The 18,526-nt window shown below is 48.1% G+C and carries 16 protein-coding genes and 2 tRNA genes; 12 read left to right on the forward strand and 6 right to left on the reverse strand.

The annotated features are described in order from the left end of the window. Positions 1-24: 24 nt before the first annotated feature. From ligA to C9I99_RS20155, 3 genes are all read left to right on the forward strand, one after another. Positions 25-2,040 (forward strand): NAD-dependent DNA ligase LigA, encoded by a 2,016-nt coding sequence (ligA, locus tag C9I99_RS20145; RefSeq protein ID WP_107350624.1) that lies wholly within the window; start codon positions 25-27, stop codon positions 2,038-2,040. 536 nt (positions 2,041-2,576) lie between these two features. Then, positions 2,577-3,626 (forward strand): porin, encoded by a 1,050-nt coding sequence (locus C9I99_RS20150; protein WP_107350625.1) that lies wholly within the window; start codon positions 2,577-2,579, stop codon positions 3,624-3,626. 75 nt (positions 3,627-3,701) lie between these two features. Continuing rightward, entirely contained in the window at positions 3,702-4,364 is a 663-nt protein-coding gene (locus tag C9I99_RS20155; RefSeq protein ID WP_107350626.1) for a DUF2057 family protein, read from the forward strand. Between the two features lie 45 nt (positions 4,365-4,409). On the opposite strand, the gene C9I99_RS20160 is transcribed toward C9I99_RS20155, so the two are convergent. Beyond that, positions 4,410-4,610: a hypothetical protein gene (locus C9I99_RS20160; protein WP_107350627.1), complete on the reverse strand. Its 201-nt coding sequence runs from the start codon at positions 4,608-4,610 to the stop codon at positions 4,410-4,412. Positions 4,611-5,330: 720 nt separating this feature from the next. Between C9I99_RS20160 and gltX the strand changes: the two genes are divergently transcribed. From gltX to C9I99_RS20185, 5 genes are all read left to right on the forward strand, one after another. Next, positions 5,331-6,755, forward strand: a complete 1,425-nt coding sequence (gene gltX / locus C9I99_RS20165; RefSeq protein ID WP_107350628.1) for a glutamate--tRNA ligase — start codon at positions 5,331-5,333, stop codon at positions 6,753-6,755. Positions 6,756-6,945: 190 nt separating this feature from the next. Then, positions 6,946-7,021: transfer RNA gene (locus tag C9I99_RS20170), tRNA-Ala, on the forward strand. 182 nt (positions 7,022-7,203) lie between these two features. Then, on the forward strand, positions 7,204-7,707 hold the full coding sequence (locus C9I99_RS20175; protein WP_107350629.1) for a hypothetical protein: 504 nt from the start codon (positions 7,204-7,206) through the stop codon (positions 7,705-7,707). A 616-nt stretch (positions 7,708-8,323) separates the two neighbouring features. Then, complete coding sequence (locus C9I99_RS20180; protein WP_243734658.1) at positions 8,324-10,231, forward strand: methyl-accepting chemotaxis protein; 1,908 nt, start codon at positions 8,324-8,326, stop codon at positions 10,229-10,231. Between the two features lie 118 nt (positions 10,232-10,349). Next, a complete protein-coding gene (locus C9I99_RS20185; protein ID WP_107350630.1) occupies positions 10,350-12,050 on the forward strand; it encodes a pyridoxal phosphate-dependent decarboxylase family protein in 1,701 nt (566 codons plus the stop codon). 153 nt (positions 12,051-12,203) lie between these two features. Here C9I99_RS20185 and C9I99_RS20190 read toward each other — a convergent pair. Both C9I99_RS20190 and C9I99_RS20195 read right to left on the reverse strand, forming a co-directional pair. After that, positions 12,204-12,280: transfer RNA gene (locus tag C9I99_RS20190), tRNA-Arg, on the reverse strand. 61 nt (positions 12,281-12,341) lie between these two features. Then, positions 12,342-13,478, reverse strand: a complete 1,137-nt coding sequence (locus tag C9I99_RS20195; RefSeq protein ID WP_107350631.1) for a flagellar assembly protein FlgT — start codon at positions 13,476-13,478, stop codon at positions 12,342-12,344. A gap of 228 nt (positions 13,479-13,706) precedes the next feature. Between C9I99_RS20195 and C9I99_RS20200 the strand changes: the two genes are divergently transcribed. Together C9I99_RS20200 and C9I99_RS20205 are read left to right on the forward strand one after the other, a co-directional pair. Further along, positions 13,707-14,342: a FlgO family outer membrane protein gene (locus tag C9I99_RS20200; protein WP_107350632.1), complete on the forward strand. Its 636-nt coding sequence runs from the start codon at positions 13,707-13,709 to the stop codon at positions 14,340-14,342. A gap of 8 nt (positions 14,343-14,350) precedes the next feature. Beyond that, positions 14,351-14,776 carry an LPP20 family lipoprotein gene (locus tag C9I99_RS20205; protein ID WP_107350633.1) on the forward strand — a complete coding sequence of 142 codons (426 nt, stop codon included), beginning with the start codon at positions 14,351-14,353 and terminating at the stop codon, positions 14,774-14,776. Between the two features lie 48 nt (positions 14,777-14,824). On the opposite strand, the gene C9I99_RS20210 is transcribed toward C9I99_RS20205, so the two are convergent. From C9I99_RS20210 to flgA, 3 genes are all read right to left on the reverse strand, one after another. After that, positions 14,825-15,253 carry a flagella synthesis protein FlgN gene (locus C9I99_RS20210; RefSeq protein WP_107350634.1) on the reverse strand — a complete coding sequence of 143 codons (429 nt, stop codon included), beginning with the start codon at positions 15,251-15,253 and terminating at the stop codon, positions 14,825-14,827. Between the two features lie 17 nt (positions 15,254-15,270). Next, positions 15,271-15,582, reverse strand: a complete 312-nt coding sequence (flgM, locus tag C9I99_RS20215) for a flagellar biosynthesis anti-sigma factor FlgM (protein ID WP_107350635.1) — start codon at positions 15,580-15,582, stop codon at positions 15,271-15,273. Positions 15,583-15,688: 106 nt separating this feature from the next. Beyond that, positions 15,689-16,303 carry a flagellar basal body P-ring formation chaperone FlgA gene (gene flgA, locus C9I99_RS20220; RefSeq protein ID WP_275937931.1) on the reverse strand — a complete coding sequence of 205 codons (615 nt, stop codon included), beginning with the start codon at positions 16,301-16,303 and terminating at the stop codon, positions 15,689-15,691. 268 nt (positions 16,304-16,571) lie between these two features. Here flgA and C9I99_RS20225 point away from each other — a divergent pair, with 268 nt between their 5' ends. Next, on the forward strand, positions 16,572-17,492 hold the full coding sequence (locus C9I99_RS20225; protein WP_107350636.1) for a chemotaxis protein CheV: 921 nt from the start codon (positions 16,572-16,574) through the stop codon (positions 17,490-17,492). A 38-nt stretch (positions 17,493-17,530) separates the two neighbouring features. Next, entirely contained in the window at positions 17,531-18,361 is an 831-nt protein-coding gene (locus C9I99_RS20230) for a CheR family methyltransferase (RefSeq protein WP_107350637.1), read from the forward strand. Positions 18,362-18,526: the final 165 nt, after the last annotated feature.

Genomic DNA, 18,526 nt, shown 5'->3' on the forward strand with positions numbered 1-18,526 from the left:
CTTGGTATTAGAACAGGTACATATATGAGCCACGACATTCAGCAGCAGCTCAATGAGTTGCGTGAACTTCTCGCCTATCACGGTCACCGCTATTACGTAGAAGACAACCCGGAAATTCCGGATGTAGAATACGACCGGATGATGCAGCAGTTGCTGGCGATTGAGGCCGAAAACCCAGCGTTGGTAAGCGTGGACTCCCCAAGTCAGCGAGTCGGTGGCAAGCCGCTTGATGGATTTACCCAGATCACCCATGAAATTCCGATGCTGTCGCTCGACAATGCATTCAATGATGACGATCTTCATGCGTTTGAAAAGCGAATGCTCGATCGCTTGCTGTCGGTATCCTCGTTGACCTACTGTTGTGAGCCGAAACTGGATGGCTTGGCGGTGAGTTTGATGTATGAAAATGGCGTATTGATCCAAGCGGCGACCCGAGGTGATGGGTCGACGGGGGAGAATATTACAGAAAATGTTCGTACGATTCGTTCTATACCGTTGAAACTTCGCGGTGAAGGCTGGCCGGCGCGTCTTGAGGTACGCGGCGAAGTATTCATGCCGAAAAAAGGTTTTGAAGCGCTGAATCAAAAAGCGTTGAAGAAAGGTGAAAAGACCTTCGCCAATCCGCGTAATGCAGCCGCAGGCAGCCTGCGCCAGTTGGATTCAAAGATCACCGCCACTCGTCCTTTGAGTTTCTATGCCTATTCCGTGGGCGTGGTCGAAGGGCTGGTTCTGGCGCCAAGCCAGTATGAACGCTTGGTTCAGCTTAAAGGGTGGGGCCTGCCGATGTGCCCTGAGATCCGCCAATTGGCCAGCATGGATGAAGTGATCACTTACCATCAGATGATAGGTGATAAACGTGAAGCCCTGCCTTATGAAATTGACGGTGTAGTGATCAAGATTGATGATGTTGTGCTTCAGCAGCAGCTTGGTTTTGTAGCTCGCGCCCCACGCTGGGCAATTGCCTACAAGTTTCCGGCACAGGAAGAGCTCACCACATTGAAAAACGTCGAGTTCCAAGTGGGGCGAACCGGTGCGATTACCCCGGTGGCAAAACTGGAGCCCGTTTTTGTCGGTGGCGTGACGGTCAGTAATGCAACGCTGCACAATGCTGATGAAATTTCTCGCCTGGGCGTCATGGTTGGCGATACGGTGGTGATCCGCCGTGCTGGTGATGTGATCCCACAGATAGCCTCAGTGATTGAATCCCGCCGTCCTGCTGATGCGACGCCGATTGTTTTTCCTGAGTCTTGCCCAGTGTGTAATTCAAAAGTTGAACGAGTTGAAGGTGAGGCGGTGGCTCGTTGCTCAGGCGGTCTTTTCTGCCAGGCACAGCGCAAAGAAGCCTTGAAGCACTTTGTTTCCCGAAAAGCACTGGATGTTGATGGCTGCGGTGAAAAGATCATCGAGCAGCTAGTTGATCGCGAGATGGTAGCTACGCCAGCCGACTTATTCAAGCTATCGGCTGGCGTGGTGACTGTATTGGAAAGAATGGGACCGAAGTCAGCCCAGAAATTGGTTGATTCCTTGTCTTCTTCTAAGCTCACCACACTGTCGCGTTTCTTGTATTCACTGGGGATCCGCGAAGTCGGTGAAGCGACAGCAGCTAACTTGGCCGCACACTTTGAAACCTTGCCCGCTATTGAGTCGGCGAGCAAAGAGCAGTTGATCGAAGTCTCCGATGTCGGTGAAATCGTCGCGGCCCATGTCTACAACTTTTTCCGGGAAGAGCACAACCTGGCTGTGATCAAGGATCTCATCGAGGTTGGTATTCACTGGCCAGCGATAGAAAAACGTGCGGATGATGTTGAATTACCCCTAGAAGGAAAAATTGTTGTGTTGACGGGGAGTTTGTCGCAGTTGTCGCGCTCGGAGGCCAAAGCAGCATTGCAAAACCTGGGGGCCAAGGTCACAGGCAGTGTATCTAAGAAGACGGATTTGCTGGTTGCTGGTGAAGCTGCAGGGTCAAAACTCACTAAAGCTCAAGAACTTGGTATCGAAGTTTGGGATGAGCAACAGCTTGTTGACTTCATGGCCCGTTAATTTCGTCAAAAAGTAATTTTTTAACGAAATTAACGTTTAACAGCTCTAAGGCTATGTCTTTAGAGCTGTTTTTTTTTATTTCTTTTCATGCTTTGTTGTTATTTTTTGTCTCGAAGTTAATTGAGGTTTTTGAGAAGAAATTTGTCATCGTGAAAGAAAAGGATGCGGTAAAGTAGGTTGAGCAATAAAACGCCATCTCGAGTAAATACTAGGTTTTATAGGACCTAAAGTTTTGATTTAATTGAATTTTTGCTATTGTTGCTTTAGGGTGTCATCAAGGGTTGATCCGGATCACTAATCTCCCTAAAGTTTGCAGTGAGTCATATTTTTTAAAGAATAAATTAAGTTCTGTTTGATGTTTTTTGTCATGAAAGTAGTCTTAGGGGTGAAGTTAGACAGCAGTTCAACTTAAAACGAAAAAATATGAATTGGTCAGGATATCTACCTGGCTAACATATCGGGAGAGTTACTTGTTGCCCACGGCGGCCAACCTTTTGGGCACAAGTAAACACAGCTAGTATTTTTAGGAGTTTTCCATGGAAAAGATGTTCAAACGTTCTCTACTGGGTGCGGCTATTGCAATGACCGCAGTTGCGGGTAACGCAAATGCAGCAATCGAACTTGCTGGAGAAAATGTTGTTCTTTACGGACAGGCAGCAGGTAACCTGCAGTACTGGAATGCTGACGGCAAAGGTAAAGATAATAACGTTAACGTTGAAATCGAATCACGTATCGGTATTCGCGGCAAAGTAAGCTTTGACGCTATGTCGCCTGCTTTCATCTACCAGATGGAAACTGGCAATGCAGACAACGGCGGTGATGGTAACGGCGATGGCCTTGGCGCATTCGGTGGCCGTGATACTTATGTCGGTTTCGAATTTGACGGCATTGGCCAAATCAAATACGGTCGTCAGCTAGTTGCCGCTTACGATTACGTTGACTGGCCACACACAAACCCAGGTCTAGGTAATGTATTCGATTGGCACAACGCCATTGACGCAGGTTTTGCTGACCGCGCCAACCACACTATCCGTTTCGACTCTGCTAACTGGGGCGGCGTGAAAGTTCAGGCGACGTTGAGCGGCATGAATGAAACTACTGATGCTGTTGTTGCATCGGCTGCGGCAGGCTACACAGGCTCGAACTTTAACATTCACGCGGGTTACTACACGCAAGCTGATTACAAAGATTCTGCTGGTAATAAAGCTGGTGACATATCATATGCTATCGTTGGCGGTAGCTTGAATGTTGGCGACTTCACGTTCACTGCAGCGTATAAGCCTATGTGGAACGACCTTACAGACAACCAGCAGGATGCATACTCTGCCACTGCACAGTACATGGTTGACCAGACTTGGGTCTACAAAATCGGTTATGCAGCAACAACTGACGTAGATAAAGCCGTAGACCGTGATGACAACGGCGTATTCACTAAGGATACAGCGTCTCAGGCAATCACTGGTCGTGTGATGTACTTGCTACCAAGCACAGCGATTTACTTCGACGTGCGTAACTACGACATGCTAGGTAACGACAAGAGCGCAGATGGTACTCGCTTCCTATTCGGTGCTGAATACTACTTCTAATCTTGTGTAACACAGGTTAGAGACATGATATTGCGGGCATCTTTCGGGATGCTCGCATTGCTTTAAGGGGTGCATATGAATACACAAATAAAGTCATGGCTAGCCATTGCGACGCTACTTGCCTCGGCCAGCTCGCAAGCTATGGTTAACGTCTCGTTTGAGCGTGATGTCGAATTGTTGGCTGTCAACGGTAAGGCATTAAGCGCATTCTCCACTGCACCTAGTAAGGTGGAGCTCGATAACGGCCCCAACCAACTGGTTGCACGGGTTTCCAAGCTTGTTTCATATAATGGTGAATTCAAGAAGTTTCTCACCTATCCGGTTGTTCTAACGTTTGATATTTCTGATGCCGATATTGATGTTAGTGCGGGCCGGGTAATCATTCGTGATGATCAGATCAAGGGGTTCGACAAAAAGCCGTCGCTGAAGGTGACAATGAACGGGCGTGCTTACACTGATTTTCACCAGGGCTTGCTGCCGAGGGGAACGGGGATTGTCCGTGACTATGAGCGTGAACTGTTAACCTATAACGTTGATAACGGGTTTGCGGTCGAGGAAAAAACACGACCGTCCATCAACTACCAATCCGCCACCGCAGTCACGACCAGTAGTACTGTAGCTCAAGCAACCGAATCACCAGTGTCGGCAGGCAATGCATTGATTTTACTGCAAGCTGATTTCTTACGCCTTCCGGAGCAGCAAAGGGCCACATTTATTAAATGGGCGAATCAACAATAAGAATTCGATGGGAGTGGATTCTAGCCACTCCCACAAGAGGGGCTGTTACTTTACAGTACCATTCTTTTGCAGTTTGCAGATCATCAGTGGGGTATAATCCATTTTTCCATCCGGTAGTTGGCACTCAACCCAAGGTCCTGCTGCCGATGATGCCTTGGCTCCGCCAGAACTAGCACTTGAGTTAGCCATTGCATTACCTGACATAAATAAAAATGTGGCCATTGCTACAACAATTACACTTTTCATATAAACCTCAGTTATTCATTAGGTGAAAGAGAGCAAGCCATCCATTGCTTGAATTCAGATAATTAACTCCGTTGCTTATCACTTCAATTCAGTTTATGTATAGGACAAGGTAAAGGTCAAAAAAATTTCGAAAATTAACCTAAATTTATACAAAGAAATAAGTCTAACGCCTGTGTTTTACATTACCTTTATAAATCATGTGTTTATGTGTTGTCTTTATTGTGGGTAAAACCCGTGATAATAGGGGTTCTTATTTTTAAGGTGTGATTTTTTTTGTCGTTTTAATTTTATTTATTCGTTTGTTTGGCTGGGAGAGTATTTTTATTAAGTAAATTAACAAGGAAAAATAATAGTCAATTCATACTCTTTCGCTTGTTAAATAAAGTTTCTGAAAACTGTATGTTATTTTGTATTTGTTTTTTCTTAGAAATACCAGAGCCCCTGTTTTGTCATTAGTGATAGCAGAACCTTAAGGTTATGAAGTTTTGCACTCCTTTCTTTACCATTGTGTCTGCATTTGTTTGCCAAGAGGCATGTGACCCGTCACGCTTATGGTCAGGATCGATAGAAGCGACACCTTGAGGCGAGCTTACAGCCTATTGAACTACGCGAAAGAGATAAGATTGTAGATTTGCTTAACAATGATAGAATATCAGCCATATTTTTTTGCAGTGGCACGCTTTCGGTGCTGCTGCTCCTTCATAAACTAGGTAATGTTCAATGACGGTTAAAACTCGCTTTGCACCGAGCCCAACAGGCTTTTTGCACGTTGGTGGTGCTCGTACGGCTCTATATTCTTGGTTGTTCGCTAAACACATGGGTGGCGAATTTGTTCTTCGTATCGAAGATACTGACCTTGAGCGCTCTACACAGGAAGCGATCGACGCCATTCTTGAGGGTATGGAGTGGTTGGGTCTGAATTGGGATGAAGGTCCTTACTACCAGACCAAACGTTTTGATCGTTATAACCAGCTTATTGACCAACTTCTTTCAGAAGACAAGGCATATAAGTGTTACTGCCCGAAAGAGCTACTAGACGAGCTTCGTGAAGAGCAAATGGCTGCAGGTGTAAAACCTCGTTATGATGCAAACCATCCTAAAATTGTAGCGGCTAACGCAGCAGCGACAGAAGACTCGCCGTTTGTTATTCGCTTCCGTAACCCGAAAGAGGGTACGGTGGTATTTAATGACCATGTACGTGGTCGTATTGAAATTGCCAACAGCGAGCTGGATGACCTTATCATTCGCCGTACAGATGGCAGCCCAACCTACAACTTCTGTGTGGTTGTTGATGACTGGGATATGGGTATTACCCAAGTTGTACGTGGTGAAGATCACATCAATAACACGCCTCGTCAGATCAACATCTATGAGGCACTGGGTGCACCTGTACCTGAGTTTGCCCACTGTGCAATGATCCTGGGTGATGACGGTGCGAAACTGTCTAAGCGCCATGGTGCGGTAAGCGTGATGCAATACCGTGATGAAGGTTACTTGCCTCAGGCCCTTCTGAACTACTTGGTTCGTCTGGGTTGGTCACACGGTGATCAGGAAATCTTCTCGCTGGAAGAGATGATCAAGCTATTTAGCCTTGATTCAATCAGCAAGTCTGCCTCTGCATTCAATACCGACAAGCTGTTGTGGTTGAACAACCACTACATCAAGACGGCTGAACCAGAGTACGTTGCAGAGTACCTGCAGTGGCACTTAGATCAGAAAGAAATTGCGATTACAGACGGCCCAGCAATCACTGACGTGATTAAGTTGGTGGGTGAGCGTTGTAATACGCTGATTGAACTAGCTGAGCAGTCACGTTACTTCTACCAGGACTTCAGCGAGTTTGAAGCTGGTGCGGCGAAGAAGCACCTACGCCCAGTAGCTAAAGGTGCGCTTGAACTGGCGCTGGCAAAAGTTGAAGCACTTGAAGAGTGGACGACTGAAAACCTTCACAATGTGATTAAAGAAACCTGTGAAGAGTTGGAACTTGGTATGGGTAAAGTGGGTATGCCATTACGCGTATCGGTTACCGGTCAAGGTCAGTCACCATCGGTTGATGCTGTTATGCAGCTGATTGGTAAAGAGCGCGTAGCGGCTCGTATCAAGATGGCGTTGGCATTTATCGCAGAGCGTGAAGCAAACAGCTAAGCTTTTTTACTTATACAAATAATAAACGGAAGGGCTATTGCCCTTCCGTTTTTCTTTGTGCCGTATAGGGCTGCTGTGACTGTATGAGAGTTGATGTGACGTCAATCACGAAATTACCTCTTAGATTACATTGTGAGTTTGATTCTATTGACATGATTTAACTAAGTTTTTATTATCATTTGCACAATTTGGGGCTATAGCTCAGCTGGGAGAGCGCTTCGCTGGCAGCGAAGAGGTCTGCGGTTCGATCCCGCATAGCTCCACCAAATTTAAAACCTCGCTTCGGCGGGGTTTTTCGTTTTTAGCTCTATTTAGCTTTTCTGCTTATCCCGTCGGTGGTTCCGCCGTCCTTTCAACGATCTTTCATGTGAATTAACGCCATCTGACCTTTTTCACCAAAGTGTGTTGCTGTAGTTTTGGCTCTTTATTTTAAACGGTGTTTTTTATTATGGGTGAAAACCAGCTTTATCGAGGTGTACTTGTTGTCTGTGTGCTTTCTTGCTCTGCTACAGCCGTAGCTGCTAATACGAAAGATTCCCAGTCATTTGTCGGGATAGGAGTAACAGATGGGACAAAATATGAATCGCCATTGGAATTTGAACCGGTATTTCGCCTAGGGGCAATCTTTGATGACACACATCGTTTTACCGCGAATTACTCCCATGGTTTTTCATCGGGCGTAACAAGTGTTCATTTTGCATATGATTATCTCTACCCGTTTACCGATAGCGGAAACTGGCAGGTTTTTGGTGGTGGTAGCCTAGGGTATAAATTTGGCTTGCATGACAAAAATGACTGGACCTTTGGTGGGCAAACCGGCATTCGTTACCGTTACAGCGCTGAGACCAGTGTTGACGTCGGCTACCGGGTGTTCGATACGCTTGATGATTGGAAAGAGTATGAATTGGGGCAACTGGGTAATTTGTATATCAGTATAGATTTTACTATGTAGGACATAATTCTGTTATCTCGAGTGGCATGCTATTGCAAATAGCCAACGTTTAAGCTTTTACATGTCAAATAACCGCTAGGGACACAAAATGTTGGCTAATTGATGGTTACAAGGCCAAGTTGAAACTCTCGTTCCCTTCACATACCTATCTTTTGGTCTTTTTACAGGAAGGTCCTCTCCCATCGCACGATGTTTATTTCAAATCTTGCTCCGTGCGTTTGGGGCTTCTCGCAACGAGCAGTTACAATTTTCTTAGTATCTGATTTTATTATCTCATGGAAACATCCATTTATCTGGTCAATAATGTCGCTTTATTTTTACGTGACCGTGAGATACTTCAATTTATTCCCTGTGGGCATGATTAAATATGGTATTTGTAAATTTAACCACTGAAGAACCTTGGTCGTTGTAACTTGTTAGCTAAGCCTGATCCATTAGATCTAGGACATGTTATGGCTGGCTGTTCATCATCTTACTGATGATTTGCCTGCCATATTGAGTTGAAACGTAAAAAGTAGATAGCGTACACATAGCATGCGTATTTGGATTGAGCATGCTTTTTTTTGATTTGTGCTGCCTTGGTTAGTTGGCATTTATGTTTGGTATTGTTTACAAGATGAAACTGAAACTTGGATTTAAAGCGCGGATACACCTGACAGTGATGTTGTTGATGGCTGTCTGTTTAACCACGCTCGGAATGGTAAATATTAATAGCTTGCAGCGAAATATGGTGGCATCACTCACTGCGACGACGGAAGGTGTATTGGCAGCTCATGTCAGAGAGATTGAAAACTGGCTGCAAGATAGGCGAGGCCTGTTGGAGAACACCCGCTCCGAGTTTCACTCGGGGTTAACCGATCAGGAGAACCTCAGCCTTATTCGCGTGCTGGCCAAAAGCGATGGCGTTGCTAACTTGGCCATCGCTTATCAGGATGGCCGGACCTTTGCTGCGAAGGGAGGGAATAACGGCGTTTTCGACGTGTCGGATATCTTTATCAGTCGTGACTGGTACATAAATGCGATGCGCAAGGGCGCTACAGTGATCAGTGACCCTTATCTAGACCTTGTCTCCGGCGAAATGGTGGTGAGTGTATCTACCCCCCTTGCCAACCGTGAAGGGGTGCTGACCACAGACATCTCCCTAGTCGAACTGATCGCGCAAATCAGCCAGGTGGACTTTGCCGGTGGTGCTGCGACCCTTTCCGATAGCAACAATGTGTTTATTGCCAGTGATGATCCGTCTGATATTGGCTTGAGACCGTCACAGATCACCCCGGAGTGGCGATTCATTGAAAGCGCATTTTCTGACAACAAGCAGGGCGTGCTGGATATTCATTACCTGGATATCGACTTCAAGGGCTATTTCAAGCGGGTTGAACTGGGTGATGGTTCTTACTGGACCATGATGATGTTTATTGATGAACATACCGCATTGGCGGATGTTCGTGATGCAATCTTCAATGCAGCGGTTGCTATTGTATTGCTGACCTTAGCCAGTACCATTGCGGTTACGCTTCTGCTTAACCGAATCTATCAGCCTTTGGTGCAGCTTAAGCAGGCGACCCAAAATTTGAGTAGTGGCCACGGAGATCTGACTCAGCGGCTCAATGTTGAAGGCGAGGATGATCTGGCGCAGATCGGTGCAGGCTTCAACCAGTTTATCGGCAATATCCAGCAGATGATGCTAAGGGTCAATGACGCCTCGCAAGGTATTGCTGCCAGCCTCGAGCAATTGGGCGTGTCGGCTCAGCAAAGCAAGGAGGGGCTAGGCGCGCACTCCCGTGAAACAGAGCAGGTCGTTACAGCGATGGCCCAGATGAGTGAGGCTGCGCAGTCAGTCGCTCAAAGCATCTCGAAATCGACAGAAATCACCCAGTGTGCCAGTGCCGAGGCGAGCCAGTCGCAGCGGGTCGTCAGCCACTCGGTCAGTACCGTCAGCTCGTTGATTGAAGAATTCGATGCTATGGCGGCGGATATCGTGCACATGAACCAGGATGCGAACCAGATCAGTGCCGTGTTGTCTGTCATCGGCGAGATTGCCGAGCAAACCAACCTGCTGGCCCTGAATGCTGCCATCGAAGCGGCGCGTGCCGGCGAGCAAGGGCGCGGCTTTGCCGTTGTTGCCGATGAAGTCCGTGCCTTGGCTGGGCGCACCCAGCAAAGTACGTCCGAGATCGGGGATATGCTGACCAAGTTGCTAAACGGCACAAAAGGTGTGGTGACCGCGATGGAGCGAACCCGTGAGCGTTGTCAGGAGGCTGCGGAGACAAGCTCGGAGGTTTCCGGCAGTCTCGAATCACTCTTTGGTGCAGTCGGCAATGTAGAAGAGCTCAGCGGGCAGATCTCTACCGCGGCTGAAGAGCAAAATGCCGTTGCTCAAGAGGTCAACAACAATATGCTGGCAATCCGCGACATTGTGGATGTGTTGGTACTAGGGGGCGAGCAGACACTCTCTGTGACTCAAGACCTACAAAAAGCTAACACTGAACTCGCCTCGATGGTGGGTCATTTCAAAGTTTCTTAATTTCTCAAGAGGCGAGGAGCCATTGAACGTCGGTTTGCCGTTAGGCAGCTAAGATCAATTGGCTCCTTTTCACCAATCCCTCACTTAAGCAACTCTAATACGATTACTAGGTATCACTATGCCAGACACTTGTCTTTCACTTTTACATGATAGTGAAGCAAACCAACTCAGTTCGCTATTCCAGCGTCACTATGATGCAGCCTTTGCCGATTATTTTTCCCGTGATCCGGCGAAATGGCCAATCTTTTCCGAACCGGGTTTAAAGAGCATTCACGACTTCCGTCAGCAAAGGCTCAACCCCAATGAGCGGATTGCGGCCTACCCCAACGGATTGGCGCTTCAGCAGCACCTTGCTGGCCATGCTACGATTGCACAGCAGCGCCAGATCCCCGATGGCACGCCAGATGAGATGCTGACTTTTGCCGCGGCGTTGTCAAAGGATTGGGAAAACCCGTCGTCGGTAGAGAATGTGGTCACCATGCCATGCGATCCGGCTATCTATGGTTCGATGATGGGGGCGATGGCCAACCCGAACCTGGCATACAGCGAATATGCCGGTATGGCTGATCAGCTGGAGAAATATGTCATTCGCCAGATTGCCAACCAGGTAGGCTATGATCCGGAGCAATCGACAGGGATCTTCACCCAGGGTGGGACCTTTTGTAATCTTTACGGTTATCTGCTTGGGCTCAGAAAGTCCCTACCAATGGCACTGCAGCACGGAATGGGAAGAGTACCGGACTTTCGTATCATCAACTCCCAAGGCGGTCACTACTCCAACATGACCAACCTGTCGCTGCTTGGGGTTGATATCAAAGATAAGACCATCCGTATCAAAGTCACCGACAGTCACGATATGGATTACGAAGATCTTGAACGCCAGCTCCGTGCCTGCTTTGCTGTTAACTGCCGTGTGCCGACCATCATGGTTACCATGGGCACGACTGACACCTTTGCCGTTGATCGGATCAAGCCGGTCTATGAATTGCGTAACCGCTTGTGTGAAGAGTATGAGGTTGAGGTGAAGCCGCATATCCATGTCGACGCAGCTGTCGGCTGGTCGATGATCTTCTTCCTTGACTACGATTTTCATCGTAATCCATTGGATATCAACCCGGTTACCCTGTCGGGGATTGAGCGTACCATCTCTCGGGTAAAAGAGCTCAAGTATGCCGACTCATTTACCGTCGACTTCCATAAGTGGGGCTATGTGCCTTATACCTCCAGCTTGGTGATGATCAAGAACAAGCAGGATATGAAAGCGTTGGAAAATGAGCCCGAGAACTTTTCCTACTTCGAGCATGACCTTCAGGGCCAGACCCATCTGCAGTCGACCATTGAGTGCTCGCGCGGTGCGGTAGGAGTGTTCGGTGCTTACGCGGCATTGAAGTATATGGGTATTGAAGGCTACCAGACTATCCTGGCGCACTGCCTGCAAAACGCCAACTACTTCCGACATCAGCTGCTCAAACAAGGCAATGTCAAACTGATGGCGCCGGAAAACCAGGGCCCGAGTGTGGGTTTTCGTCTCTATAACCCGCAGTGGGTCGACGATGTTTGCGCCGAGTTTGCCAAAGAGCAGCAGTGTATGACCAATCCAGAATATATGGAGCAACTGCGCAGGAATAGTCAGTGGCACCGCAGTGTATTCAAGGAGCGGGGCAAGGTGGGCCTTTATACTAACTGGGTTGAGTTTATTTCTCGTTCGGCCTACAACCCGACCGGCAAGTACTCTTATATACCGGGTGAAAAAGCGGTATTTATGAATCCGGCTACCGGACGCAGTCAGATTGACCTCTTCATGCGTTATTACAGCTAGCTCTGTCCCTAGCCGATAAACGCAACGAAACAGCCTGCTCAATTGAGTGGGCTTTTTAATAAAGAGGGTTTAATGAAGATAGCGACATGGCGCTAAAACCAACAGGCAAGAAAAAAGGTTAGTCGGTACTAACCGGCTAACCTCTATAGAATATGGCGCTCCCTGCAGGAGTCGAACCTGCGGCCTTCCCCTTAGGAGGGGGACGCTCTATCCAGCTGAGCTAAGGGAGCAACAAGCGTTGCTTGATTCTCCCATTATACAAAAAAATACCAATAAATTAAGTGATTACTCTTAATCTTCAATCTGTTTGGTTAGCAAATCACCAGGTTGGATGCTGTTGGCAAGTTCAGCCTGCTCGACGCTTAGTTCTGCCGACTTCTCGTAAACCCGATCAACGATAAGGGTGATGTCGGTTTGAACCATACGGTTTCGAGGGATCCCGTTCTGATCAATAAAGCCAGCGCTGTGCCACAGGACAAGTTGATCGCCTTGCTTGACGCCATGCTTACGTCCTTGGTTGATATGGACGGTATTCCCATTGTAGCGGACAACTTCAGGTAAGTTGGTGCGGCATGCCAGTGAGCTTTCCAGATCGAGCATCATATTTTGGCTGACCCGCTGGACCGCCTGGCCATAAGCCGACTGCCAGAAGCGAGCACTGTTGGTATCGACCTGGCTGGTACGTGAAAACGGCCAGTTAGCCATTTCACGGTATTGGTTCTGCATCAGTATTTCGCCAGTTTTGCCATCAAGCAGCTGTAGTTCGGCAGCAAATTGCCGATTGATTTTATCGTTACGCAAAAGCTTCTGATCCAAAGTGGATGTCATATCGGTGATCTGGCCATTGATGATGTACTGGGCATCATGATCTTCGGCAAGCATGACCATTTGGCTCGGGTAACCAGGGTTGATTTGAACGCGGGTCGTACCCGATACCACAAAACTTTGTGAGCGGGTTTCAAGCTGCCGTTTTAATATGGCGGTAAAGTTGTTCCCGAGCTGGTAGATCCCGCCGAGTGAAGCATGCTGTGGCGAGCGGATATCAAACTCACCCAGTAGCAAGCCTTTTTTGTATTGTACCTTGTGGCAAGTTCTTGCCGAGGGGAACACTTCAACTTGTGCTGTTAGGTAAAGACTGCCGCTTTTCTTACTCGTTTTGGTAACCGTAATTTGACGCAGTTCACTGCCACTGAACTGGTAGTGATCGCGGCTGTTTTTGAGGTAGGGCTTAACGCGGTTGAATGAGGAAAGATCGGCACCGGCATAGCGGATCACTTGTAACACGGCATCTTCCAGCGCGCTTTGCCGTGCTTGCGCCTCGCTTTGTAGGACAACGGCTGAGCCGGTAACTTCATACCATGCAGCATTGACCGGCAAGGTAATGAATAGCCACAGGCAGCTTAGGGTGAGGAGGATCTTTTTTCTCATGTCTTCCACTTTCGGTATAAAAATTGCTTATCTACTGTAAGTTGGATGCTTACAAGTAGAAGCGAGAGTGCCACTATCGGTAAAGAGATTGAATGGCGGCTTTCATAGTATTCAAAGGGTAATGCAAAGAGCATTCCCAAATTTTTGACTTTAACAATAAAGTTTTTGTTTGAGCCTACGATAACAAGCTATGGGTCTGAAGTCTCTTTCCAATTGGAGCGGTAAATTATGAAAAAGTGGGCAATTGTGTTGATGGCGATGTTGGTAACATCTTGCGCCTATTCTCCCATTTACAATGGTAAAGAGCCTTATACCGGTAGCCGGCACAGTTTGGATGAAATGCCGCGGCATACCATGGATTTTTTTATTGAGGGAATGGCAAATAAACTGATTGAGTCCAACCAATATTTGACTGCCCGCACACCGTTGGCCGTGACGTCGTTTGTTGATCTGCAAGACATGGATGAGACGAACTGGTTGGGTAATACGGTCTCTGAAGGTTTGATGTACCAGATGCAGCAGCGTGGCTATACGGTGGTGGATTATAAGGTGACCGGTGGGATCAAAGTGACCCCAGATGGTGATTTTGCGCTCAGCCGTGACTGGCAGCAATTATCTTCTGAGCAACCGGTCGATTACGTGTTGGCTGGGACAATGCTGCGTCAATCGGCGGGTGTGCTGGTGAATGCCCGGATTATCGGTATTCGTTCTCGGGTGGTCATTGCCTCGGCACAGGGTTTCTTGCCGGCAGACCGAATAGGCCGAGACCTTGATAGCCTTAACAGAATGCGAATGGATAATGGCTGGATCATCAGGGATGAAACGCTGTCCCATGATAGAAATACCGTCGTTATTAAACCTTAGGAGTAGAAATGCGTTATTGTTACCTGTTGGTTTTATCTTTCCTCGTCGGTTGCCAGCCTTTGGTTGAAACTCGCAGCACAGACATTATTACTGCTGTTGGTTATGCATCGATTAGCGAACAGCCGGGTAAGAACATGGAAGAGAAACGGATGCGTGCTATGCGGGCATCAAAACTTGACGCTTACCGTGAATTGACCGAGCAGGTGTACGGGATCCGTATTTCGGCCCGCTCCGAGATGGATGACCAACAGTTGAATTTTGAAAGAAATGACAGTTCGGTCGATGGCAGTATCCGTGGGGCTGAGGTGATTCGAAGCTATCCGCTGGGTGATAACTATGTGACCGAAATGCAGTTGGATCTCAACAGGATGGAGCGCTTGAAGGGAAGTGCAGAAATTTATGCCGTACCCCAAAGCCAAGAAATTATGTTCTAAGCGTGTTTTGCAATCTGGAGGCACTGAGATGAGTGGCTCCCATTGGGGCTATGCTTTGAGATCGGTGCCGAGGGTGCGGGTATTTTGGGTGACCCCCTCGCTGTTGTAGGTCATTTGGTGTTTGCCACGGCTTTGTTGCAGCAGGTTGTTGAGCTTGTGGAAGCTGAGCTGGGCACGCATTAGGGCTTCGCCATTGATCTCGTTGGTCGACTGGCAGTCGTTGGTTTGGGCTTTCAATGCGTGAACAACGGTCGCTAAGTCACCGCCTTCAATAAGCCTTGCTTTGTCTGGATGGACTGAAAGTTGGTGATCAACCAGTTTGATGTTGTCGATCAGCGCCATTTTTTTCTGGGCACACTCAAGGATATGCTCGGACTGACGTTCGACAATCGCTTTTTGCTCCTGCTCAAGCAGAGCTGTCAGAGAGGTAAGGTTCTTCTGTTGCTGTTCAAGAAGTTGCTCTATAGAAGTAGACATACTCTCTCACCCGTTCCTTAAAGGCCTTTTAAATCGTCTTCTAGCTTGATCATATTAGCCGCCAACTTATCGGCATCAATGACGTAGGAGCCATTGGCAATGGCTTCTTTGATCGCGTTCACTTTTTCAGTGTCGAAGGCTTCTTGGGTCGCAAGCTGCTGGTGGATCTGGCCCACAGACTGGCCTTGGCTGCTCAAGGAGACAGAGTCCGAATCGGTAGCGCTGGTTTTTGCTTCAGCCGCCGGCTTACCTTTGCTCGTTTCGGTATGGCTAACATTGCCGCCAGTGGTCATCGGCTGGTTAGTACGTATGTTATTGATAGTAGGCATTAGAAACTCCTTGAACGTGCAGTTTGACTCTATAGCTACTGTATTATCGACAACGATAGCAAAACCTTTAGGTATTGTACGTAAAATTTCAGTAATTTCGTACTTCCTAGTATCTAACCGTGACTTCTCCGACGGCACTTACCACACCGGTGATGACTTTTTTCGAACGGTTGTTCTGCACGCGGATTTGCTCGCCCATTGCCCCATCAGACAGTGCCTTGCCTTCGGTAATAATTGACAACCCGTCATTGCCGGCCTTGATCAGTACCGCATCATTCCTGCATACCAGACAAATGTCGCTGGCCAAGATGATTTCCCCCAGCCTGACAGGGCGCTTTATTTTAGAGCCAATGAGTTGTGCGGGATCAGAGAAGGAGGCACCGCGTTGCCGCCGCAGTTCTACCTGCTCGACATCCACATCGGCGGCAGTAATGATACTTCCCCGTGGAAGTGGCGTTTTGGCGACGACCCGCTCGAGGACTTGCTGGACACGGATCGGAACGTAGATTTGCCAATTTAACGGTTCGCAGCGCACCAATACCGATACCGTGCCACTGAGCGAGTTGGTATTGGGGATATCGGTTACAAGAGGCTCGGGACACTCAGGTAGACGAAGGCGGTTATCGAGGCTAGGGGGCGTGATGGTATAGCGACCGTTGGCTTGCGCGGTCAGTTGAGCAACGTGGTCTTGTGCGGCTTGGCTGATAGCTTCGGGTGCCATGGTGGTGACCTCCTGGCTGGCCAAAACCGGACGAACACCGTTAAAGAAAAATAACTGAAGGCCGATAAAGCAAATTATACGAATGTTAAGCCAGTTACTAAGCACGTAATTATCTCTTTAATGTCGCTAGTCACAATGGGATACTGTGTCTCACCGTAGGTGTTTCAGAAAAGCAGCCTTATCTTGCTATGATATGTGATTTAACCACTTGTTTCTCTAGTAAACACGTATCAAATTATAAAAACAAACAACAAGGAGACGTCTAAATATGTCGGGGATATTGGATTCGGTGAATCAACGTACCCAACTGGTCGGTCAAAATAGGCTAGAGTTGCTCACTTTTAGGTTAAATCGACGTCAACGTTACGGGATCAACGTATTTAAAGTTAAGGAAGTTCTTCAATGTCCGAAACTCACGATGATGCCCAATCTGCATCCTTTGGTGAAAGGTATTGCCCACATCCGCGGGCAAACTATTTCCGTTATTGACATGAGCCTGGCAACGGGTGGCCGTCCTATTGATGATCTCGACAACTGCTTTGTGATTATCTCGGAATTTAACCGCTCGATTCAGGGCTTCCTGGTCTCATCGGTTGAACGGATCATCAACATGAACTGGGAGTCAATCCTTCCGCCGCCAAAAGGCGCGGGTAAGGCTAACTACCTGACAGCGGTGACCGAAATCGATAATGAGTTGGTCGAAATCCTCGATGTCGAGAAGATCCTTGATGAGATTTCCCCGGTCAATACCAACATTACCGGAACGGTACTGGAGGAATTGATTGAAGATATGCCTGATATCAGGAGGATATTGGTTGCTGATGATTCCAGTGTAGCCCGCAAGCAGGTACAGCGAGCTATCGAAGCGATAGGCTGCGAGTGTGTGCTGGTCAAAGACGGTAAAGAAGCCATTATCAAGCTGCGCGAAATGGCTCAAGAAGGGGATATCTACAAGCAGTTGGCATTGGTGATTTCGGATATCGAGATGCCGGAAATGGATGGCTATACCTTAACCGCAGAGATCCGTAATGATCCGCGCCTTAAGGATCTACATGTCATCCTACATACCTCATTGAGTGGGGTCTTTAACCAAGCCATGGTTGAGCGTGTTGGGGCCAACGCCTTTATACCTAAATTCAATCCTGACGAACTCGGCGCTGCGGTCAAAGCGGCAATGCCAAAACCATAAGCATACTAAAGCATATAATAATCATACTAGAGCAGTAGATGACAGCTATAACGATAAACGATCAGGAATACCGCGAGTTTTGCCGTTTCCTGGAGGCCCAGTGTGGTATTGTCCTGGGCGACAGCAAACAGTATTTGGTAAGAAGTAGGCTCAGCCCTTTAGTTAGTCAATTTTCATTATCTTCACTTTCCGAATTGTTGCAGGTGGTGGTTACGGGGCGAAACAGGGAATTGCGGGTCGCGGCCGTCGATGCCATGACAACCAATGAAACACTATGGTTTCGTGATACCTATCCCTACACGGTGTTGGCCGAACGTATCTTGCCAGAGCTGGCGGCGAACAAGCGGCCGATCAAAGTATGGTCATCGGCCAGCTCATCAGGGCAGGAGCCGTATTCTATCGCTATGACTGCGCTGGAAACCCAGCATCGCAGGCCGGGGTTGTTGGCGAGCCCGGTGCAAATCACCGCGACGGATATCTCCCAGACCATGCTGGAGACTTGCCGCTCCGGGGCTTACGATAATCTGGCTCTCAGTCGTGGGTTGTCAATGGAGCGCCGGCGGATGTTTTTCGAAGACAATGGCGATGGCCGGCTGAAAGTGAACGACAAGGTCAAGCGGATGGTGAATTTCCGTCCGCAAAACTTGAAAGATAGCTATGCCCTGCTGGGTAAGTTTGATGTGATTTTCTGCCGCAATGTGTTGATCTACTTCTCGCCAGAGATGAAAGCGAAAGTGCTTAACCAAATGGCTGCCAGCCTCAACCCCGGCGGTTATCTGCTACTGGGGGCGTCGGAGTCGCTGACGGGCTTGACCGATAGGTTTGAGATGATCCGCTGCAACCCGGGTATTATTTATAAGCTTAAATGAGATATGGCTTGAGGCGAGAGCGGCCGTAGGCTATTGGAAGAGCTAAGATAAGAAGCAAGAGCTTGACATGGTCAGGCTCTTGTTGGATACCGGCATCGCCCATCGCCCATCGCCCATCGCCCATCGCCCATTCCCCATCACCTTTTTGCGATCCCCTTTTCTTCC

The sequence above is a fragment of the Photobacterium lutimaris genome, assembly GCF_003025555.1.
GTDB classification, from domain to species: Bacteria; Pseudomonadota; Gammaproteobacteria; order Enterobacterales; family Vibrionaceae; genus Photobacterium; species Photobacterium lutimaris.